This is a genomic window from Prosthecobacter sp. SYSU 5D2 (genome assembly GCF_039655865.1).
Taxonomy (GTDB): Bacteria; Verrucomicrobiota; Verrucomicrobiia; order Verrucomicrobiales; family Verrucomicrobiaceae; genus Prosthecobacter.
Map to the genome: position 1 here is coordinate 325,550 of NZ_JBBYXL010000006.1, position 17,535 is coordinate 343,084.

At 57.0% G+C, this 17,535-nt stretch carries 14 protein-coding genes; 10 read left to right on the plus strand and 4 right to left on the minus strand.

Annotation, left to right across the window (positions count from 1 at the left end):
• Positions 1-90: 90 nt before the first annotated feature.
• Together WJU23_RS12375 and WJU23_RS12380 are read left to right on the plus strand one after the other, a co-directional pair.
• Positions 91-2,337: a hypothetical protein gene (locus WJU23_RS12375; protein ID WP_346332886.1), complete on the plus strand. Its 2,247-nt coding sequence runs from the start codon at positions 91-93 to the stop codon at positions 2,335-2,337.
• A gap of 37 nt (positions 2,338-2,374) precedes the next feature.
• Entirely contained in the window at positions 2,375-3,097 is a 723-nt protein-coding gene (locus tag WJU23_RS12380; protein ID WP_346332887.1) for a metallophosphoesterase, read from the plus strand.
• A 13-nt stretch (positions 3,098-3,110) separates the two neighbouring features.
• Here WJU23_RS12380 and WJU23_RS12385 read toward each other — a convergent pair whose 3' ends face one another.
• The 3 genes from WJU23_RS12385 to WJU23_RS12395 all read right to left on the minus strand — a co-directional run bounded on the left by WJU23_RS12385 (position 3,111) and on the right by WJU23_RS12395 (position 7,928).
• On the minus strand, positions 3,111-3,842 hold the full coding sequence (locus WJU23_RS12385) for a uracil-DNA glycosylase family protein (protein WP_346332888.1): 732 nt from the start codon (positions 3,840-3,842) through the stop codon (positions 3,111-3,113).
• Positions 3,843-3,846: 4 nt separating this feature from the next.
• Positions 3,847-4,818, minus strand: a complete 972-nt coding sequence (hemB, locus tag WJU23_RS12390) for a porphobilinogen synthase (protein ID WP_346332889.1) — start codon at positions 4,816-4,818, stop codon at positions 3,847-3,849.
• Positions 4,819-4,883: 65 nt separating this feature from the next.
• Entirely contained in the window at positions 4,884-7,928 is a 3,045-nt protein-coding gene (locus WJU23_RS12395) for a PVC-type heme-binding CxxCH protein (protein ID WP_346332890.1), read from the minus strand.
• A gap of 157 nt (positions 7,929-8,085) precedes the next feature.
• Between WJU23_RS12395 and WJU23_RS12400 the strand changes: the two genes are divergently transcribed.
• The 8 genes from WJU23_RS12400 to WJU23_RS12435 are packed head-to-tail and all read left to right on the plus strand — an operon-like array spanning position 8,086 to position 14,905.
• The gene (locus WJU23_RS12400) at positions 8,086-9,363 is read left to right on the plus strand and encodes an FAD-dependent oxidoreductase (protein WP_346332891.1); all 1,278 of its coding nucleotides are present in this window, start codon (positions 8,086-8,088) and stop codon (positions 9,361-9,363) included.
• Positions 9,360-10,157, plus strand: a complete 798-nt coding sequence (locus WJU23_RS12405) for a DUF1365 domain-containing protein (RefSeq protein WP_346332892.1) — start codon at positions 9,360-9,362, stop codon at positions 10,155-10,157. The genes WJU23_RS12400 and WJU23_RS12405 overlap by 4 nt, the downstream gene beginning before the upstream one ends.
• Positions 10,154-11,449, plus strand: coding sequence for a cyclopropane-fatty-acyl-phospholipid synthase family protein (locus tag WJU23_RS12410; RefSeq protein ID WP_346332893.1), 1,296 nt, complete (start codon positions 10,154-10,156; stop codon positions 11,447-11,449). The genes WJU23_RS12405 and WJU23_RS12410 overlap by 4 nt, the downstream gene beginning before the upstream one ends.
• 30 nt (positions 11,450-11,479) lie before the next feature.
• Complete coding sequence (locus WJU23_RS12415) at positions 11,480-11,815, plus strand: DUF1475 family protein (protein WP_346332894.1); 336 nt, start codon at positions 11,480-11,482, stop codon at positions 11,813-11,815.
• Positions 11,812-12,306: a DUF2062 domain-containing protein gene (locus WJU23_RS12420; RefSeq protein WP_346332895.1), complete on the plus strand. Its 495-nt coding sequence runs from the start codon at positions 11,812-11,814 to the stop codon at positions 12,304-12,306. The genes WJU23_RS12415 and WJU23_RS12420 overlap by 4 nt, the downstream gene beginning before the upstream one ends.
• Positions 12,303-13,076, plus strand: a complete 774-nt coding sequence (locus WJU23_RS12425; RefSeq protein ID WP_346332896.1) for a DUF1295 domain-containing protein — start codon at positions 12,303-12,305, stop codon at positions 13,074-13,076. Before WJU23_RS12420 ends, WJU23_RS12425 begins: the two co-directional genes overlap by 4 nt.
• Positions 13,077-13,117: 41 nt before the next feature.
• Positions 13,118-14,158, plus strand: a complete 1,041-nt coding sequence (locus WJU23_RS12430; RefSeq protein WP_346332897.1) for a cyclopropane-fatty-acyl-phospholipid synthase family protein — start codon at positions 13,118-13,120, stop codon at positions 14,156-14,158.
• Between the two features lie 3 nt (positions 14,159-14,161).
• Complete coding sequence (locus tag WJU23_RS12435) at positions 14,162-14,905, plus strand: hypothetical protein (protein ID WP_346332898.1); 744 nt, start codon at positions 14,162-14,164, stop codon at positions 14,903-14,905.
• A 62-nt stretch (positions 14,906-14,967) separates the two neighbouring features.
• Here WJU23_RS12435 and WJU23_RS12440 read toward each other — a convergent pair whose 3' ends face one another.
• Positions 14,968-17,433, minus strand: a complete 2,466-nt coding sequence (locus WJU23_RS12440) for a glycogen/starch/alpha-glucan phosphorylase (RefSeq protein ID WP_346332899.1) — start codon at positions 17,431-17,433, stop codon at positions 14,968-14,970.
• Positions 17,434-17,535 lie beyond the last annotated feature (102 nt).

Consider the following 17,535-nt stretch of genomic DNA (forward strand, 5'->3'; position numbering starts at 1 on the left):
TGGGACTTCCCAATAAACAAGTTTAAATTTTTCACCTCAAGTTTATTTAATTTCCATAATTTCATGCTATTTTCATGATCTCAACATCGAATGGCTCCTCCCGAATCACCCGCTGCCAAGCCCAAAAAGCGTGTGCGCCTGACACCCTGGCGCGGGCCCATTCATTTTCTGCTGCTGCTGACGACGAGCAGTCTGACGCTGATGCTGCCGCTTTTTTATGTGTTTGTGGTGGTGCTCATGGGTTTTTATGTGGGGTGGCTGGGGTTCGAATGGGTGACGTCCCTGGCACTGGCGGAAAAATGGCATTGGCAGGATATTCTTCCGCTCGGTTATATCAGCGCCGGAGCGGTGACCTGGACCTTCATGCTCAGGCCGCTGATGCCCAGGCCACGATCCATTCATGTGGCCCTGCAAATCACCCCGTCGAGCCAGCCCCGGCTGTTTGAGATGGTGGATGAGATCTGCTGGCATCTGCGGCTGGACCCGCCACAGGAAATCTGGCTGGACACCACCACAGGCATCCGTTCTTCAGTCAAAGACGGGGTGCTGGGTGTGGCAGGCGGAGAGCTGATCTTGCACATCGGGCTGCCGATTGTCGCTGTGGCCAATGCCCGTGAACTGGCCGGGATGCTGGTACGGGAGCTGGCGATGAATGCAGGCGGCCTGGGAACCACCTTTTCCCACCTGGTGCGGGAGCTGAACACTTGGTTCTACCGGGCGCTGCATGAAAGGGATCCATGGGAAATGGAGCTGTGCACCCGCCGGAGGAAAGAAACAGGCGGCCAGCGTGCGGTCAGAGTGATCACATGGCTCTGGATGGGGCTGGCCAAGCTGCCGTTTGGACTGTTTGTCATCGCTGCCAAGCTGATCAGCGTGGCGGCACTGGTGCGGCTGGGTCAAGGAGCCGACCGCGCGGCCATGAATGTCATTGGTAAAGACGAGTGGAAACGGCTGGAGCAAAAGCTGGCGATGCTCCAGGGAGCCTGGGACGCCTCAAAAACGGAAATCAAACGGGGAATGACCCAGCATCGTCTGCCAGAAAATCTCTCTCTTTTGCTGGCACGTCATGTGGCCCGGGAAGAACGAAAATCCGGCACAGCTCCACACTCCTCTGCCCGACCACATGAGGGACCGGCTTCGGTGATTGTGCAGGACCTGACGGCTGATGCCCCCGCTGCAGCCCTGATCCGCAGTTTTGTGGATCTGTCGCGCCAGGTGACCTGTTTTTATTATCAGCACGAACTGGGCATCGGTCTGCATGAAACCCGCCTGGTCGCGGACGAGGAGGTCATCCATCAAAACCGGCGGGAGGATGAATCACTGGTGATCATCCGGCGCTATTTTGGCGGGCTGGCCCATCCTGAACGGGCCATGTGCGGGCTGGGAAACACCCCCCTGGTTTCCCCGGGCAGGCTGCAACTCCAGGATGAGATCCTGCGAGTGCGTACTGAGATCCGCGAATGGGGAGGGCGGCTCAAGCTGGCGCTGCACGAATGGAACCTGGCCTGGCAAAGGCGTCGGGATCTGGAATCCGCGGCCCTGATGAGCCTGGCAGGTTACACCATTTCCCGCATCCAGTTTGGCACAGATGACACCACTCCGCAGTCCCTTCGCAGTGAGGCAGCGCGGCAAAGAATGCTGATGGAACACATGGAGACGGCCCTGGCAGCTTACGAAGCCAAGCTGGAGAGCCGCTTCGCCGCAGCCCTGGGCCTCCTTTGGTGGGTGGAAAAAGAACAGCTCAATGATGTGCTTCTGGATCGCCGCCAGGATCTGCCAGCCTGGGTTTCCATTTATGAGGCCATGGCTGGCGCACTGCCCAGCTTCCGCGAGCTGCTGACGACGTTTTTTGCCTTTCAAACACTGGGAGCCAGGTTCGCCAGCCAGGATGACACAGCCAGCTCTTTCAATGCCCTGCAAACCGTGGTCCCCAAGATGACGAACCTGCTCAAGCAGATCCTGTCCACATTGGACGGAGCCATGTATCCCTTTACGCAATCCAAACGCCGGATACCGCTAAATGAACACCTGCTGCAAGGGAAACTGCCGGAGCCTGTGAACATCTCCATGAACCCCGGAGCGGCAGCGGACACAAAAGCCATGTCCGCCAAAATGGCTTCTGATGCCTCGGATGTGATTGCTCCTTTTGTGGACCGCTTCCTCCATTTGTATCACAAGGCTTATGCCTGGCTGGCGGAATCTGCCGAACTGACGGAACAGCATTTTTTGGGTCCGCTAAGCCTGGGAAGCGATACCGAGCTGCTGATGCCGGAGGAATTCGCGAAAATGAACGAAGAGCAGACGCTGGCCCCCAAGTCTCGTTTGCCCGTAAAATAATGTTTACGCATGCACCGGAACGCGCAAAGGTGAACTGATGCGAATCCTGGCTATCGGAGACATCCACGGCTGTTCAATCGCTCTCCGCACACTGCTGGACGTGGTGCAGCCAGGGAGTGATGACATTGTGGTCCCCCTGGGTGATTATGTGGATCGTGGTCCTGACTCCAAAGGCGTCATCGAAATCATGCTGGGGCTGGAAAAGACGACGCAGCTTAAACCGCTGACGGGAAATCATGAAGTGCTGTTTTTGGATGCGATGGCGGAACAGGTGGATGTGGAATCCTGGCTGCGGGTGGGAGGCAGGGAGACGATGCTTTCCTATGTGCCCGAGGGCACGCCGATGTCCTGGCAGCACGTGCCACCGGAGCATCTGGAATTTCTCAGCCAGCGTTGCCTCCGGCATTGGGAAAGTGAGCATCATTTTTTTGTGCATGCGAATGCCAACTCGGTCTTTCCGCTGAGTGAGCAGAGCGATGACTGGCTGTTCTGGACCCGGTTTGATGACAGCTATCCGCATGTGTCCGGCAAGACGATGGTGTGCGGCCACACGGCTCAAAAGAGCGGCATACCAGCGCTCCGCCCCCACGCGATCTGCATTGACACCTGGGCCTGCGGAGAAGGCTGGCTAACCTGCCTGGACGTGACAACGGGTCAGATTGTGCAAACAAACCAGGCGGGAAAGGTCAGGAAGCTGACACTGGAGGATCTGCAAGATCCGCCGACTGCGACGAATCTTCAGCTCACTCCTTTGGCCTGAATCCGAGCGCGGCTCAGGCCGCCCAGACGCCCTGCTTCACCATTTGACGTGTCGCCTCACCGGGCCAGTCCCGGTTGGCCAGCGGGCTGGCAGGGCTGGGGTGAAGGATGCGGCCCACGTTAAAATGACCGCCGAGGCTGTCCTTGGCACGCTGGGCACGCACTTCTGCAAAGGCTCCGACACCGATGACCCACTCCGGATCCAATGTGGAGAGGACCTCGCAGAGATGGGCATCGCAGAGCTTTTCCATGGCTTCGGTCTCGTTGGCCGGAAGTTTGTCCGGCGTGCGGTTGCGACCACCTTCCTCCATAAAAACAAGGGGGCAGTAATTGGCCACAAAGTGGTCTTTGAAGAAATTTTCAGCCGTGCCAAACCGCTGGGCAAAGAGCCCCCAGAGGCGGCGGCCGCTGACCTCGGAGTTTTTGCAGGCAAAGCCTGTTACGCGACGCTTGGGATGCTCCTTTTCAGGATGGCCGACGGGCGTTTCAATCTTCATCCAGTCGCGCACGGAGGCGATCTCGCCAAAGGGAACACCGGTTTGCGTCATGCCAAAAGGACCTGGGTTCATGCCGACAAAAACGACCTTCTTTTGACCTTCGCCATAGCGGCTGAGGTAAAGCTCATGCGGCACCCGTGCGTAATCGAGCGGGCAATAAACATACGCTGTCGGCGGGGCAAAGGTCAGTGAGTGCAGACCGTCACTCAGGGTGCGGGCGGCCTGGATGAGGCGGGCGGAGGTGGACATGGGATCAGAGAACGGAAGCGACTTTTTTGGCAAAATACGTGAGGATCATATTGGCCCCGGCACGACGGATGCCGAGGAGGGATTCCATGGCCACTTTGTCCTCATCCAGCCACCCGGCGGCAGCACCGGCTTTGATCATGAGATACTCCCCGCTGACCTGATACGCAGCGATAGGCAGGGTGCTGGCATCGCGGATACGGGTGATGATGTCCAGATAAGGACCGGCAGGTTTGACCATGAGGATATCCGCCCCTTCAGACTCATCCAGGGCGGCTTCGCGAAGAGCTTCGATGGTATTCGCAGGGTCCATTTGATAGGTCTTTTTATCCCCGGACTTGGGGGCGGAATCCAGCGCACCGCGGAAAGGGCCATAGTAGGCGCTGGCATATTTGGCCGTGTAGCTCATGATGGAGACCTGCGTAAAGCCGTCGTAGTCCAATGCAGCCCGCAGGGCAGCCACGCGACCGTCCATCATGTCACTTGGTGCCACGATGTCCGCCCCGGCCCGGGCATGACAGCGGGCCTGCTGGCAGAGCACGTCCACTGTTTCATCATTGAGGATTTGGCCATCCGCCGCGACAAGGCCGTCGTGGCCGTCGCTGTTGTAAGGATCCAAGGCCACATCTGTGATGACCATCAGTGTCGGATGAGCGGCTTTGAGGGCACGGATGGCACGCGGTACAAGGCCGTCGTCGTTATAACATTCTTCAGCGCTTGGCGTCTTGAGATCATCAGGGATACGGGGGAAAAGAACCACGCCGGGAATGCCCAGGGCGTGGGCCTCACCTGCTTCCTTCACCAGATCCGCCAGGCACCAGCGCTGGCATCCTGGCATCGCAGCGATGGGAGTGTTTTCATCCCCTTCCTGAATGAACAGCGGGTAGATGAGATTGCCAGGAGTGAGCACCGTCTCCCGCACCAGATCGCGGATGGCGGGAGACTGGCGGTTGCGACGTGGACGGATGGGCAGGTTCATGCCCCCATGATGGCGGGGGCTGAAGCGAGATCAAATGTGTTATGCCGCAGATCGCGATGCACAGCCTAGTTTGCAGCTTCGATGAAGCTGATCAGATCCGCCATCTCCTGGACGCTCATCCCCTGCTCCAGCCCCTCTGGCATGAGGCTCTGGCCAATGGAATTGCTGCCCTGGATGTTGGAGCGCTGCACGGTGACCTCGGCCCCGCCCATCATTTTGAGGGTCATGCTGCTGGCATCGTCCTTGGCAATGATTCCGCTGAGAGTCTGGCCGTCCTTGGTATTGACCGTGTAGGCGATGTATTGCGAGGCCACTTCCTTGTGCGGCTCCAGAATGGCAGTGAGGAGGCCGTCTTTGCCCCGGGTTTTGACGGTGGTCATGTTCGGACCGACTTCGATCCCCTGCCCGTTGGCGACATGGCAGGCAAAACAACGCGCCATGAAGACCAGATTGCCTGCGGCAGCATCGCCTTTCAGGCTGAGGGCGGGCTGGAATTTCTTCACCACTTCCTCGCGAGACGGCGGGATGACGGAGGCGAGGACAGTCTTGGCCAAGGCGGCCACCTTGTCGTTTTTATGCTTGGCCAAAGCCTGGACCTGGGAGGCACTCAGATCTGCCGGTTTCAGGACGGGCGTATCCGCCCCCATGGATTCCAGAAGAGCAAGCACGCTGTCATCGCGTGCCATCAGGGCGGCCAGCGCGGTTTCACGGGCCTTGGGCTTCAGGCCGGGCCAGACCGTGAGGCAGGTCTTGGCGAGATCCTTTGTCCCCAGGTCCTTCAATGACTTCACGGCGGCAGCCTGAATGGCTTCGGACTGGTCGGGTTTCAAACAGGCTTCCACCGCCGCCAGGGCCTGGTCTTTGGTGGCCAGGGAAAGCAGGCTGAGCGCTTCAAGCCTGGCTCGTTCATCGGCGATGCTGTCTTGAGCGGTCAAGGAGGCTTGGGTAAAAACTGCATTGAGTTTTCCTTCCTTGTCCACCTTTGCCAGAGTGGTACCCGCACGGCGGAGACCAGTGCCCAGAGCGGCGAGTTTGTCTGACTGAAGCTGACGGTGTTCAAGCGTCCACAATTGAAGAAGCTCCTGAATTTCTGCGCTTTCATTGCGTGCGCCGATGATGTTGATCAAAGCGAGCTGGAGTTCATGGGGATCGCCTACTTTTTGTGGGTTTTGCTCCATTTCCTTTTGCAGTCTAAAGGCGTGTTCAGGCCGACCGCTGGCAATCGCTTCAACCATCCTTACTTCTCGGGAAGACCGCCGCAGGGAACTCACGGCTTTATGACCCGATGGCAGACCTGCCAAGGTGAGTGCCAGTTGATAAGCGAGCCTCGGCGAAGAAGATTTGAATGAACGATCGGTGATCACCTTGATCACCTCAGCGGGGTATTGCACATCCGGGTAAACTGTGTCCAACAGTGCTAGTGCTCGCTCTTTCACGAACGTGTCCTTGTCTTTAAGCGCTGTAAGAAGCACGGCTTCATTAAGCTGGCCAATCGACTGAAGGGCCTGCAGGACATGTAGCTTGGCCACGGGATCCGTGTCACCTTCCATCATCGCCTGAAGAGGCAGCATGGAAGCCATGGGTTTCCTTTCATACAGTAGCCGGGTGGCGGTATCGCGATGCCAGCCATTCGGGTGGGCGAGGGTCTGGACGAGTTCCTCGGTGGAGGCTTTGTCCAGCGCTGGACGGGTGCGATAACCGACGGGTTTGTCATCAGTGTTTTTGACGATGCGCCAGATGCGGCCACGGTCATTGCCGCTGTTCAGGTCCAGATGTTTTTTGATTTCATCCGGCACGGACCAGGGGTGCTCGATGATCTCGCGATACATGTCGCAGATGTAGAGATGGCCGTCGGGGGCATTGGCGAAGTTGACGACACGGGTCCAGGTATCATGACTGGCGGCAAATTCGATACCATGTTCGTCCGATGGACGCTCTCCGATCAGATCAATGCCGTTCTCGGCATAACGGATGATTTTGCGATGAACCAGCTGGCCGCCGGCATCGCCGGTGAAGCTGTTGTTCAGAAACTCAGGGCCGTACGCATCGCCACGATAGATGGTGGTGCCGGTGGCTCCGGTGAAGTAACCGCTGACGCGGCCGCCGCCTTCCACAGCTCCCTTCACAACGCCGGCGATGCGCCACCGTGTGCGGATGATGCGCCAGGGCTCATCCGGACTGAGGCGGAAGACTTCCGCCGCGCCGCCATCCACCGCGATGCTCTTGCGGGCCGACGGCATGGAGTAGTAGGGATTGCGGGCGGCATATTTGTCATCATAGACCCAGTATTGAAGGTGGTCGGAGTTTGAGCAGCCGAACTTGCGACCGTAGTTGTCATAGCTCATGCCATACTGGGCACCGCCGCCTTCCAGGCCGAATTCATGAGTGAGCGGATCAAACCAGAAGTCCTTGCCGCCCAGCTCCTGCTCAGGCAGATCAGGCCGCACAAGGCATTTGATCTTCCCCCGGTTGCCGCCGCCTGCGAGAATATGCACGCGGTTGTCCTGCCCCCATTGGAAGCTGTTCATGAGGCCCTGCACGTTGAGCATTTTCAAACCGGTGCCAAAGCCCGTATAGATCTTTTCACGGACTTCGGCTTTGCCGTCATCATCCTTGTCCTCAAAGCGCCAGATATCAGGCGTGGCACCGACATAGAGACCGCCATTGGCCCAAGTGAGACCGGTGGGCCAGGGAAGATTGTCGGCAAAAACCTGGCTGGTTTCAAAAAAGCCATCGCCATCCTTGTCCTCCAACATGGAAATGCGGCCCAGATGCGGGGTGACATCGCGCATCTCCGAGTAATCAATCATCTCACACACAAACATGCGACCTCGCTCGTCAAAACAGACAGCGATGGGATCACGCACAAGAGGCTCATTGGCGACGAGTTCCAGCTTGAAGCCTTTTTTCACCTGCCAGGTCTGGACGGCATCCTTCGGCTCCACCGCCGGATAACGCGGCAGTTCCTTGGCGGGATCCACCATGGCCTCATTATTGGTTGGTCCATACGCGGCGGCATAAGTGGTCTTGGATTTGATGCCGCCTGCCGGAGGGGGCTCTGCCCATATGAAACCAGTGAGAGCAAGGAAGAATGGGAGGAGATGCTTCATGTGGGGAGACTGCATTAAACCAACGCGCTGAGGAGGACCGGGTCTCGCCTGCGGATGACAGGTACAGGTACTTTTATGGCAGAGATCTGAAACAAGATGAATCCGCAAAGACGCGGCAGGCGAAGAACTCAGCAGCTTCGACAAATTTTCCACAGTCATGCCAAAATTTAAATTATGCATTATCGGAACCGGTATTTCCGGACTGGGATGCGCGTATTTATTAGACAAAAAATTCGACATAACATTGTACGAAGCTGGAGATTACATAGGAGGCCATACCAACACGGTCACCGTGACGGAAGACGGCAAGGAACTTCCCGTGGATACAGGGTTCATGGTCTTCAACCACCAGACCTATCCCCTGCTCTGCCGTCTGTTTAAAGAATTGGGCGTCGAAACCAAGCGGACGGACATGTCATTCAGCCTGCGGCATCTGCCCACGGGCTATGAATATAATGGCAAAAATCTGGATACGATTTTCGGACAGCGCAGCAACCTGCTGAGCCCGCGCTTTTGGAAGTTCCTGCTGAAGATCAAACGTTTCAATGAGGAGACGGTGGCCGCCATGAACGATCCCCGCTTTGAGCACATGACACTGCGTGAGTATGCGCAGGCCCGCGGATACGGGCAGGATTTTCTGGACCTCTACATCATTCCCATGGGCAGCGCGGTGTGGTCAACTCCGCCGGAACTGATGCTGGAATTCCCTGCGCGCACATTGATGCACTTTTGGTTCAACCATGGGTTTCTCGGCATGGAGACCCGGCATCCCTGGTGGACGGTAGTGGATGGCTCGCGCCAGTATGTGCGCAAGATCGTGGCCCCTTTCCGTGACCGCATTCATCTGAACACACCGGTGGAGAGGATCGAGCGCAGGGATGGCTGCGCCGTTGTTTATGCTCGTGGCCGTGAGCCGGAAATCTTTGACAAGGTGATCCTGGCCACCCATGCCCCCACCTCCTTAAAAATGCTGGCTGATCCAACGCCGCTGGAGCAGGAGCTGCTGCCGCTTTTCAAATACCAGGCCAATGTGGCGACGCTGCATACGGATGACCGGTTCATGCCCAAAACACGCAAATGCTGGGCTTCATGGAATTATCACATCGAATTCGACAAGAACGGAATCATCCAGCCGAGCACTCATTACTGGATGAATTTGCTGCAAGGGGTCTCTGAGAAAACAAACTACTTTGTCAGCATCAACGGAGAGGATGCCATTGATCCCGCCAAAGTGATCCGGCGAATTTCGTATGAGCATCCTCTGTTTGATGTGAAGGCCACGGCAGCTCAAAAGCGGCTGCCTGAGCTGAACCGGATCTCCAAAGACCAGACGACGTATTATTGCGGAGCCTGGTTCCGCTACGGCTTTCATGAAGACGGCTTCATGTCTGCGGTCAACCTGTGTCGCGATCTGCTGGGGGAGGAGCCTTGGTGAATACGCAATCCGCCATCTATGAATGCGAGGTGATGCACCACCGGCTGAAGCCGAAGACGCACCGTTTCATCTATCGGTTGTTTTATCTCTGGCTGGACCTGGATGAACTGGACGGCCTGGACGGCAAACTGCGTCTGTTTAAGCGCAATCGTCGCGCGCTGTTCTCCTTCCATGATGCGGATCACATCCTGCGGGACAGCCAGGAGACCAAGGCGAATGTCTTGCAGATCATCCATGAGGCAGGTGTGGACACGTCACACATCGCCATGGTGCGGCTGCTGACCTTTCCACGCGTGCTCGGATACATCTTCAATCCGGTCTGCTTTTACTACTGCTATGATGCAAGCGGCGCACCTGTGTGCGCGGTGGCTGAAGTGACCAACACCTTCCATGAGCAGAAGCCTTATGTGCTGAAGACGCAGGAAGGAGACCGGTTCCGCCTGATCACGCCCAAGCATTTTTATGTCTCCCCCTTTTTCGGGTTGGAGCTGAATTTCGATTTCAAACTTCGGCTGCCGTCTGAGCACCTTGAGATTCATGTGGATGATCGCGAAGGTGACGAACGGGTGATGCTGACAAGTCTGACAGGCAGCCGCCGTGAACTGACTGATGCGGCTTTGCTGGTCTGCGCCTTGAAGTATCCGCTGCTGACGCTCCGCGTGATCTTTCTCATCCACTGGCATGCCCTCCGCCTTTGGATGAAAGGCCTGCACGTGTACAAAAAGGCCGCCGATCCGGACCTGCAAAAAGGGGTCTTCCGCCCTCATCGCTCCATCTCTCCCATCAAGCCATGAACCCCACTACGCTCAGCCTCGAAGATACCGACGTCGTCGCCACACTCAGCGCAACCGCCACCTCCCGGCGGGCAGGTTTTTATGAAAAGCTGGTGATGAGCACGCTGAGAAGCTTTCCCGTCGGCGGGCTGCGAATGGCCCTGCCGGACGGGCGTGAACATCGCCTGGGAAATGCTGATGGAATGCCCCCACTGGAGATGCGGGTGCACAACCTGGAGTTCTTCCGCCAGTGCGCGCTGTTTGGAAACATCGGCTTTGGAGAATCCTACGTGCATGGAGACTGGGATGCGGAAGATGTGGCAGGCGTGATCACCTGGTTCATCCAGAACATTCACGCCACCCAAGGCAGCCGGGCTTCCTCCACCCGGTTGCGGGGAATGAACCTGCTCAAGTTCTACAACCGTGCCCTGCACCTGCTGCGGCCGAACAGCCTGAAGACAAGCCGACGGAACATCGCCGAACATTATGACCTGGGGAATGACTTTTATTCCCTGTGGCTGGACAGGACGATGACGTATTCTGCCGCCCGGTTTGAGCATCCCGGGCAGCCTTTGGAAGAGGCACAATTTTCCAAGTATGAGGCGCTCTGCCAAAAGCTGGAACTCAAAGCAACGGACCACGTGCTGGAGATTGGCTGCGGGTGGGGTGGATTTTGCACCCATGCCGCACGGGAATATGGCTGCCGGGTCACCGCTGTAACGATCTCCCAAGAACAGCACAAATATGCCACGGAACGGGTGAAGAAGGAAGGTCTTGACCATCTGGTGGAAATCCGGCTTCAGGATTACCGGCTGGTGACCGGGCAGTTTGACAAGATCGCTTCCATTGAAATGCTGGAGGCTGTGGGCGAAGCCTATGTGAACGGATACTTTGCCAAGTGTCATGAGCTCCTGAAGCCGGAAGGATTGCTGGCCTTTCAGGTCATCACCGTTCCCGACTGCCGCTACAAAAACCTTGTTCAGGGGGTGGACTGGATCCAGAAACACATCTTCCCTGGCTCGCTGCTGCTTAGCATGGCCCGGGTGAATGAGGCCATCAACAAAACCGGCGACCTGTTTCTCCACGGCCTGGAGGACCTTGGAGCCGGTTATGCCAAAACGCTCCGTCTTTGGTTCGAGCGGTTCAACGAGCGCCTGGATGAGGTGAAAGCGCTGGGATTTGACGAGACCTTCATTCGCAAGTGGAACTACTACCTGCAATACTGTGAAGCGGCCTTTGCCACCCGAAACATCAGTGTGGTGCAGGCGGTCTATACCCGGCCTAACAATGTCCTGCTTCACCGCACCTGGTAATGAACAGATATCCTAAAACAGTGGAAAACCATGATTCTTACCCTGCGCATCTTCTTCATCATCGTGCTGCTTTCCATGCTGGCGGTCACCACCTGGGCCAGCAAGCAGATCCCCTTGTGGAAGATACCGTATGAGACGTGGACCCATCCCTGGTGGATCGCAACGCTGTTTGATGCGTATTGGGGCTTCCTGACGTTTTATTGCTGGATCGTTTATAAAGAGGTGTCCTGGATTGCCCGTGGAGCATGGTTCATCGCGGTGCTGTTGCTGGGGAATATCGCCATGGCGGTGTATGCGCTGATCCAGCTCTTCAAAGTACCGCTGAATAGCAGGGCTGAAGATGTGCTGCTTAGGAGAAACCCATGAAGGAGAAGAAGTCCAGCCTCTGGCGCCGTTGGGTGATAGATCCCATCATCCAGCAACTGACGCAGGGAACGAGCCCCTCAAAGATCGCACAGGCCATCGCCTATGGCATTGCGCTGGGCATCTTCCCCATCATTGGATCCAATACGCTGCTGACCCTGCTGGCCGGTATTCCGCTGAAGCTGAACCAGCCCATTTTACAGGCCTTCAAAACCCTGGCCTATCCTCTGCAATGGGCGCTGATCCTGGGCTTTTACCGGGCCGGGGAATGGCTGTTCAATGCACCTCATGTGAGCATCCACGTCCCCAGCATGATTGAAAGATTCTTTGCCGAGCCTGGGCCGTTTTTCAGGGATTATGGAATGACGGCCCTGTATGGCATCGCCGTCTGGTGCCTTGTGGCCCCGCTGCTGCTGGCCGTCATTTATTACAGCACCCGACCGCTCATCGAGCACCTGGCTGCCAGGATTTCGTTACGCCCTTCCACGCCATGATTCTGACCGTCGCCGCACTCATTCTACTGGCTCTGTTTCTGCTAACCTGGCGGCTGAGCATCCGGCTGGACAATTACAGCTTTGTGGATGTGACCTGGTCCCTGGCGTTTGCGCCGGTGGCTCTATGGTATGCGCTGGCCCATGATGGCTGGATGCCAAGACGGGCGGTCATCGGCGTGTTGGTGGCGGCCTGGAGCCTGCGACTGGGCCTGCACCTGTGGAAACGTGTGGCAAGCCATCATCCCAAGGAGGACGTGCGCTACGCAGTGCTGAGAGAAAAATGGAAGGTCAACCGCGAGCGGGCCTTCCTTTGGTTCTTCCTGATGCAAGGCGCACTGGTGTGGCTGCTGATGCTGCCTGTGCATCTCATTGCCCAGCAAGAAGCGATGGAGTTTCATCCTTTGGAATATGCCGGACTTGCTCTTTGGTTGCTGGCCCTGACTGGCGAAGGACTGGCGGATGCACAACTGGCCAAATTCAAAAAGACCAACAGAGATCCGAATGCCATCTGCCAGGCAGGACTGTGGCGCTACAGCCGGCATCCGAATTACTTTTTCCAGTCTTTGCTCTGGTGGGGCCTGTTTCTGATGGCTCTGCCGGCACCGTGGGGCTGGACGGCCATCGTGGCCCCGCTGGCCATGCTGCATTTCCTGCTGAATGTGACGGGCATTCCGCTGACCGAGAAGCTTTCCATCGAGAAACGCGGGGATGTTTACCGGGAGTATCAGCGCACGACCAGCGCCTTTGTCCCCTGGTTTCCGAAACGCTGAATCCAGGCGGTGACGCCACACACAATTGTACACTTTCTGTTATGCTCAACCTTAACGATCTCCTCGCCAAAGACATCCTGCCGGATGCGGCCATCCGCTTCGGCATCCGCCAGCGGCTGGCCAATACGCTGCGCAAGCACAAGCAGCCCACCGTGGAAGCGCAAAAGGCCGCGCTGATAAAGCACATCGAAAGCCTGAAAAACAGCCCTGTGGCCATCGCTACAGATGAGGCCAATGAGCAGCACTATGAGGTGCCAACCCGCTTTTACCAGCTCTGCCTGGGCAGGCACCTGAAGTACAGCAGCGGCTACTGGCCGGAGCCAGGAACCACCTTTGATGAATCTGAAGCCATCATGCTGAGGATGACCTGTGAGCGGGCTGAGCTGGCCAATGGGCAGCGCATCCTGGAACTGGGCTGCGGGTGGGGTTCCCTGTCCCTCTGGATGGCGGAGCATTATCCAGGCGCCCAAATCACCAGCGTCTCCAATTCACGCACCCAAAAGGAGTTCATTGATTCGGAAGCGGAAAAGCGCGGCCTGAAAAACCTGACCGTCATCACGGCCAACATGATCCACTTTGAGGGTGTGGGAGAAGGCGTCTTCGACCGTTGTGTGTCCGTGGAAATGTTTGAGCACATGAAGAACTACCAGGAGCTGCTGCGGCGGATTTCCACCTGGCTGAAACCTGGCGGCAAACTCTTTGTCCACATCTTCACGCACCGCGAATATGCCTACCATTATGAGGTCACCAGCGACGATGACTGGATGGCCAAATACTTCTTTACCGGCGGGCAGATGCCTTCCGATGATCTGCTGCTGTATTTCCAGGATCATCTGAAAATCGAGCAGCACTGGTGCGTCAGCGGCATGCATTACAGCAAGACCTCCGAGGCCTGGCTGGGGAAGATGGATGCCAACAAGGAGGAGATCATGCAGCTGTTTGCTGCCACCTATGGCAAGGACCAGGCCGTGAAGTGGTGGGCCTACTGGCGCATCTTTTATATGGCCTGCGCGGAGCTGTGGGGATACCGCGACGGCGAAGAATGGATCGTCTCCCACTACCGGTTTGCCAAACCTGAATGACCCATGAAAACATACCTTTTGTTAGGCTCACTCCTCCTTGCGCTGAATGTTTACGGCAACGTGGACGACCTCATCCGCCAGGGGGATACCTACGACGCAAAGTTCCAGCCTGATGAGGCGCTGAAACACTACCTGCCTGCGGAAAAACGACGTCCGGGCGATGCGGCCCTGATGGTGAAAATCGCCCGGCAGTATGTCTTCCGGATGGATGAACTTTCATCCAGTGCGGACAAAATGGCCTCTGCAAAAATGGCCCTGTCCTATGCTGAGAAGGCGGTGAAGGCAGCACCGGCAACAAGCGACCCGCATCTCTCCATCGCCATCGTCTATGGCAAGATGACCCCGCTCCTGGGCAACAAGGAGAAGATTGAAGTTTCCAGGAAAATCAAAGAAGCTGCGGAGAAAGCGGTGAAGCTGAACCCCAGGGATGACTACGCCTGGCATCTGCTGGGCCGGTGGCACCAGGCACTGGCCGGCATGGGCAGCCTGACGCGCGGCATTGCAAGGCTGGTCTATGGAGAGCTGCCTGCCGCCTCGAATGAAGAAGCCGTAAAGTGTTTTGAAAAAGCCCTTTCACTGAACCCCAGACGGCTGATCCATCACATCGAGCTAGGCCGGACCTTTGCGCAGATGGGACGAACTGAAGAGGCCCGCCAGGCAATCAACAAAGGTCTGGCCATGCCTGACCAGGAAAAGGATGATCCGGAAACGAAACGCCGCGGAAGGGCGGCATTGGATGCACTCTAAGGTCACACATTAATAGAACAGGCCGCACAAAAGGTGCGGCCTGTTCACTGTGTGATTTTATTTTACCCTTCGATCACCACCTGGGGGAGATTCCAGACTTTATCGGCGTATTCGAGGATGGTACGGTCGCTGCTGAATTTGCCGACCCGGGCTGTGTTCAAGATGGCCATTTTGACCCACTTGTCCTGGTCCTTGTAAGTGGCATCCACCTTGGCCTGTGCGTCCACATACATCTGGTAGTCGGCCAGACAGAGGTAGGGGTCACCATGATCCAGCAGGCTGTTGCGCAGAGGTTGGAACTCCTCGGCATTGCCGGTGAAGTAGTCGCTGCTGAGCATGTCAATCGTATTGCGCAACTTCTCGTTAGCCCAATAATAATCCCACGGATTGTAGCCTTTCGTGCGCAGCTCGGTGACTTGTTCAACGGTGAGCCCGAAGATGAAGATGTTTTCTGAGCCGACCTCCTCTTCAATTTCGACATTGGCTCCGTCAAGCGTGCCGATGGTGAGGGAGCCATTGAGGGCCAGCTTCATGTTACCGGTACCGGAGGCTTCCTTGCCGGCGGTGGAGATCTGCTCCGAGAGGTCGGAGGCGGGGATGATTTTCTCCGCCAGGGAGACGCGATAGTTCGGAAGGAAAACGACCTTCAGCTTGTCACCCACGCGCGGGTCATTATTGACCTTGGCCGCCACGGCATTGATGGCGTGGATGATGTTTTTGGCCAGATAATAACCTGGAGCGGCCTTGGCACCGAAAATGAAGACACGTGGATGGAAATCAGCGTCAGGATTTTCCAGAATTTCACGATACAGGGTGACGATGTTCAGCAGGTTCAGGTGCTGGCGCTTGTACTCGTGGAGACGTTTGATCTGCACATCAAAGAGCGCATCCGGGCTGACAGTGACCCCGCAATCCTCCTGAATGATCCGGGCCAGGACGACCTTGTGGTCGCGCTTGATCTTGGCAAAGCGGGCGCGGAAGGCCGGATCGTCTGCATAGGGGTCCAGCTCACGAAGAAGCATGGCGTCTTTTTTCCATTTCTCGCCGATGGTCTCGGTGATGAGGGCGGAGAGCTGGGGATTGCAAACGTCCAGCCAGCGGCGGAAGGTGATGCCGTTGGTGAGGTTGAGAAAGCGCTCCGGGAATAGCGCGTAAAAGTCAGCAAACAGACGCTCGCAAAGCAGCCTTGTATGAAGGGCGGCGACGCCATTGGTGGCATGGCTGCCGAGCACGGACAGATTGGCCATGCGGACGTATTTGGCACCGCGCTCTTCGATGAGGGAGAGGGTGCGTTTTTTCTCCGCATCGCCCGGCCACTTGTTCTCGACTTCGGTTTCGAGGAACTTGTGGTTGATGCGGTAGATGATCTGAAGATGCCGGGGCAGGACGCGTTCGAACAGGCCCACTGACCACATTTCCAGGGCTTCAGGAAGAAGCGTATGATTGGTGTAGGAGAAGGTTTCCTGGCAGATGGCCCAGGCTTCATCCCAAGGCAGTCCCTCCAGGTCCACCAGGATGCGCATTAGTTCAGGAATGGCGACAGCCGGATGGGTATCATTGAGCTGGATGGCGGCCTTGGAGGGAAACTCGCTCCAAGGCAAAGTATAACCAACTTTGAAACGACGGACGATATCAGCCAGGGAGCAGGCAACGAAGAAATACTGCTGAACAAGGCGGAGCTCTTTGCCGTTCTCCGTGGAATCGTTGGGGTAGAGAACTTTGGAAACCGTTTCAGCGATGGCCTTGTCGCGGAGGGCTTCGACATAACTGCCTTCATTGAAGACCTGAAAGTTAAAGTCTTCATCCGCCTGTGCCTGCCAGAGGCGGAGCACATTGACGGTGTGACTGTCATAACCGACAATGGGGATGTCCCATGGGAGACCCAGGAGGCTCTTGGTCTCGATCCACTCACTGCGGGGGTGGCCAAGGTCGTCAAACTTCTGCACAACGCGACCGTAGAGCTGGATGGTCTGGCGATAGCTGGGGCGGGCAATTTTCCAGGGGCTGCCATCACGCATCCATGCATCCGGATGCTCCACCTGCTTGCCATTGACGAACTCCTGCCGGAAAAGCCCGAACTCATAGTGGATGCCGTAGCCGATGGCGGGCAGGTTCACCGTGCTTAGACTGTCCATGAAACAGGCGGCAAGACGGCCCAGACCACCATTGCCGAGCCCCATGTCAGGCTCGCTCTCCAGCAGCACGTCCAGGTCTTTTCCCATGTCTGCCAGGGCCTGCTTGGTGGCATCATACAGGCCGGAATTGCGCAGATTGTTCTCCAGCAGGCGGCCCATGAGATACTCCAGGGACAGGTAGTGCACCCGGCGCACGCCAGACTGGCGGTGGAGCGTGCGGGATTTGGTGGCGTGCTCCATGACACGGTCACGCACAGCCAGACAGGTGGCCACCCACCAGTCATTGGGGCTGGCGGACTCCACATAGGCGCCCAAGGTGAAGCGCAGGTGGTTGATGATGGAGTTTTTAAGGCTGTCTGTGGAATTGCCGAGGTCGCAAGGGGCTGGAGTCATGAGATTGAGGCTGGTTGAAAGGGGAAATATAATCAAACGGGAGGGAAACTGCGAAGGCACCGGTGGCGGCAAACTAACACGGTTTCAGCAGGACCCAAACAA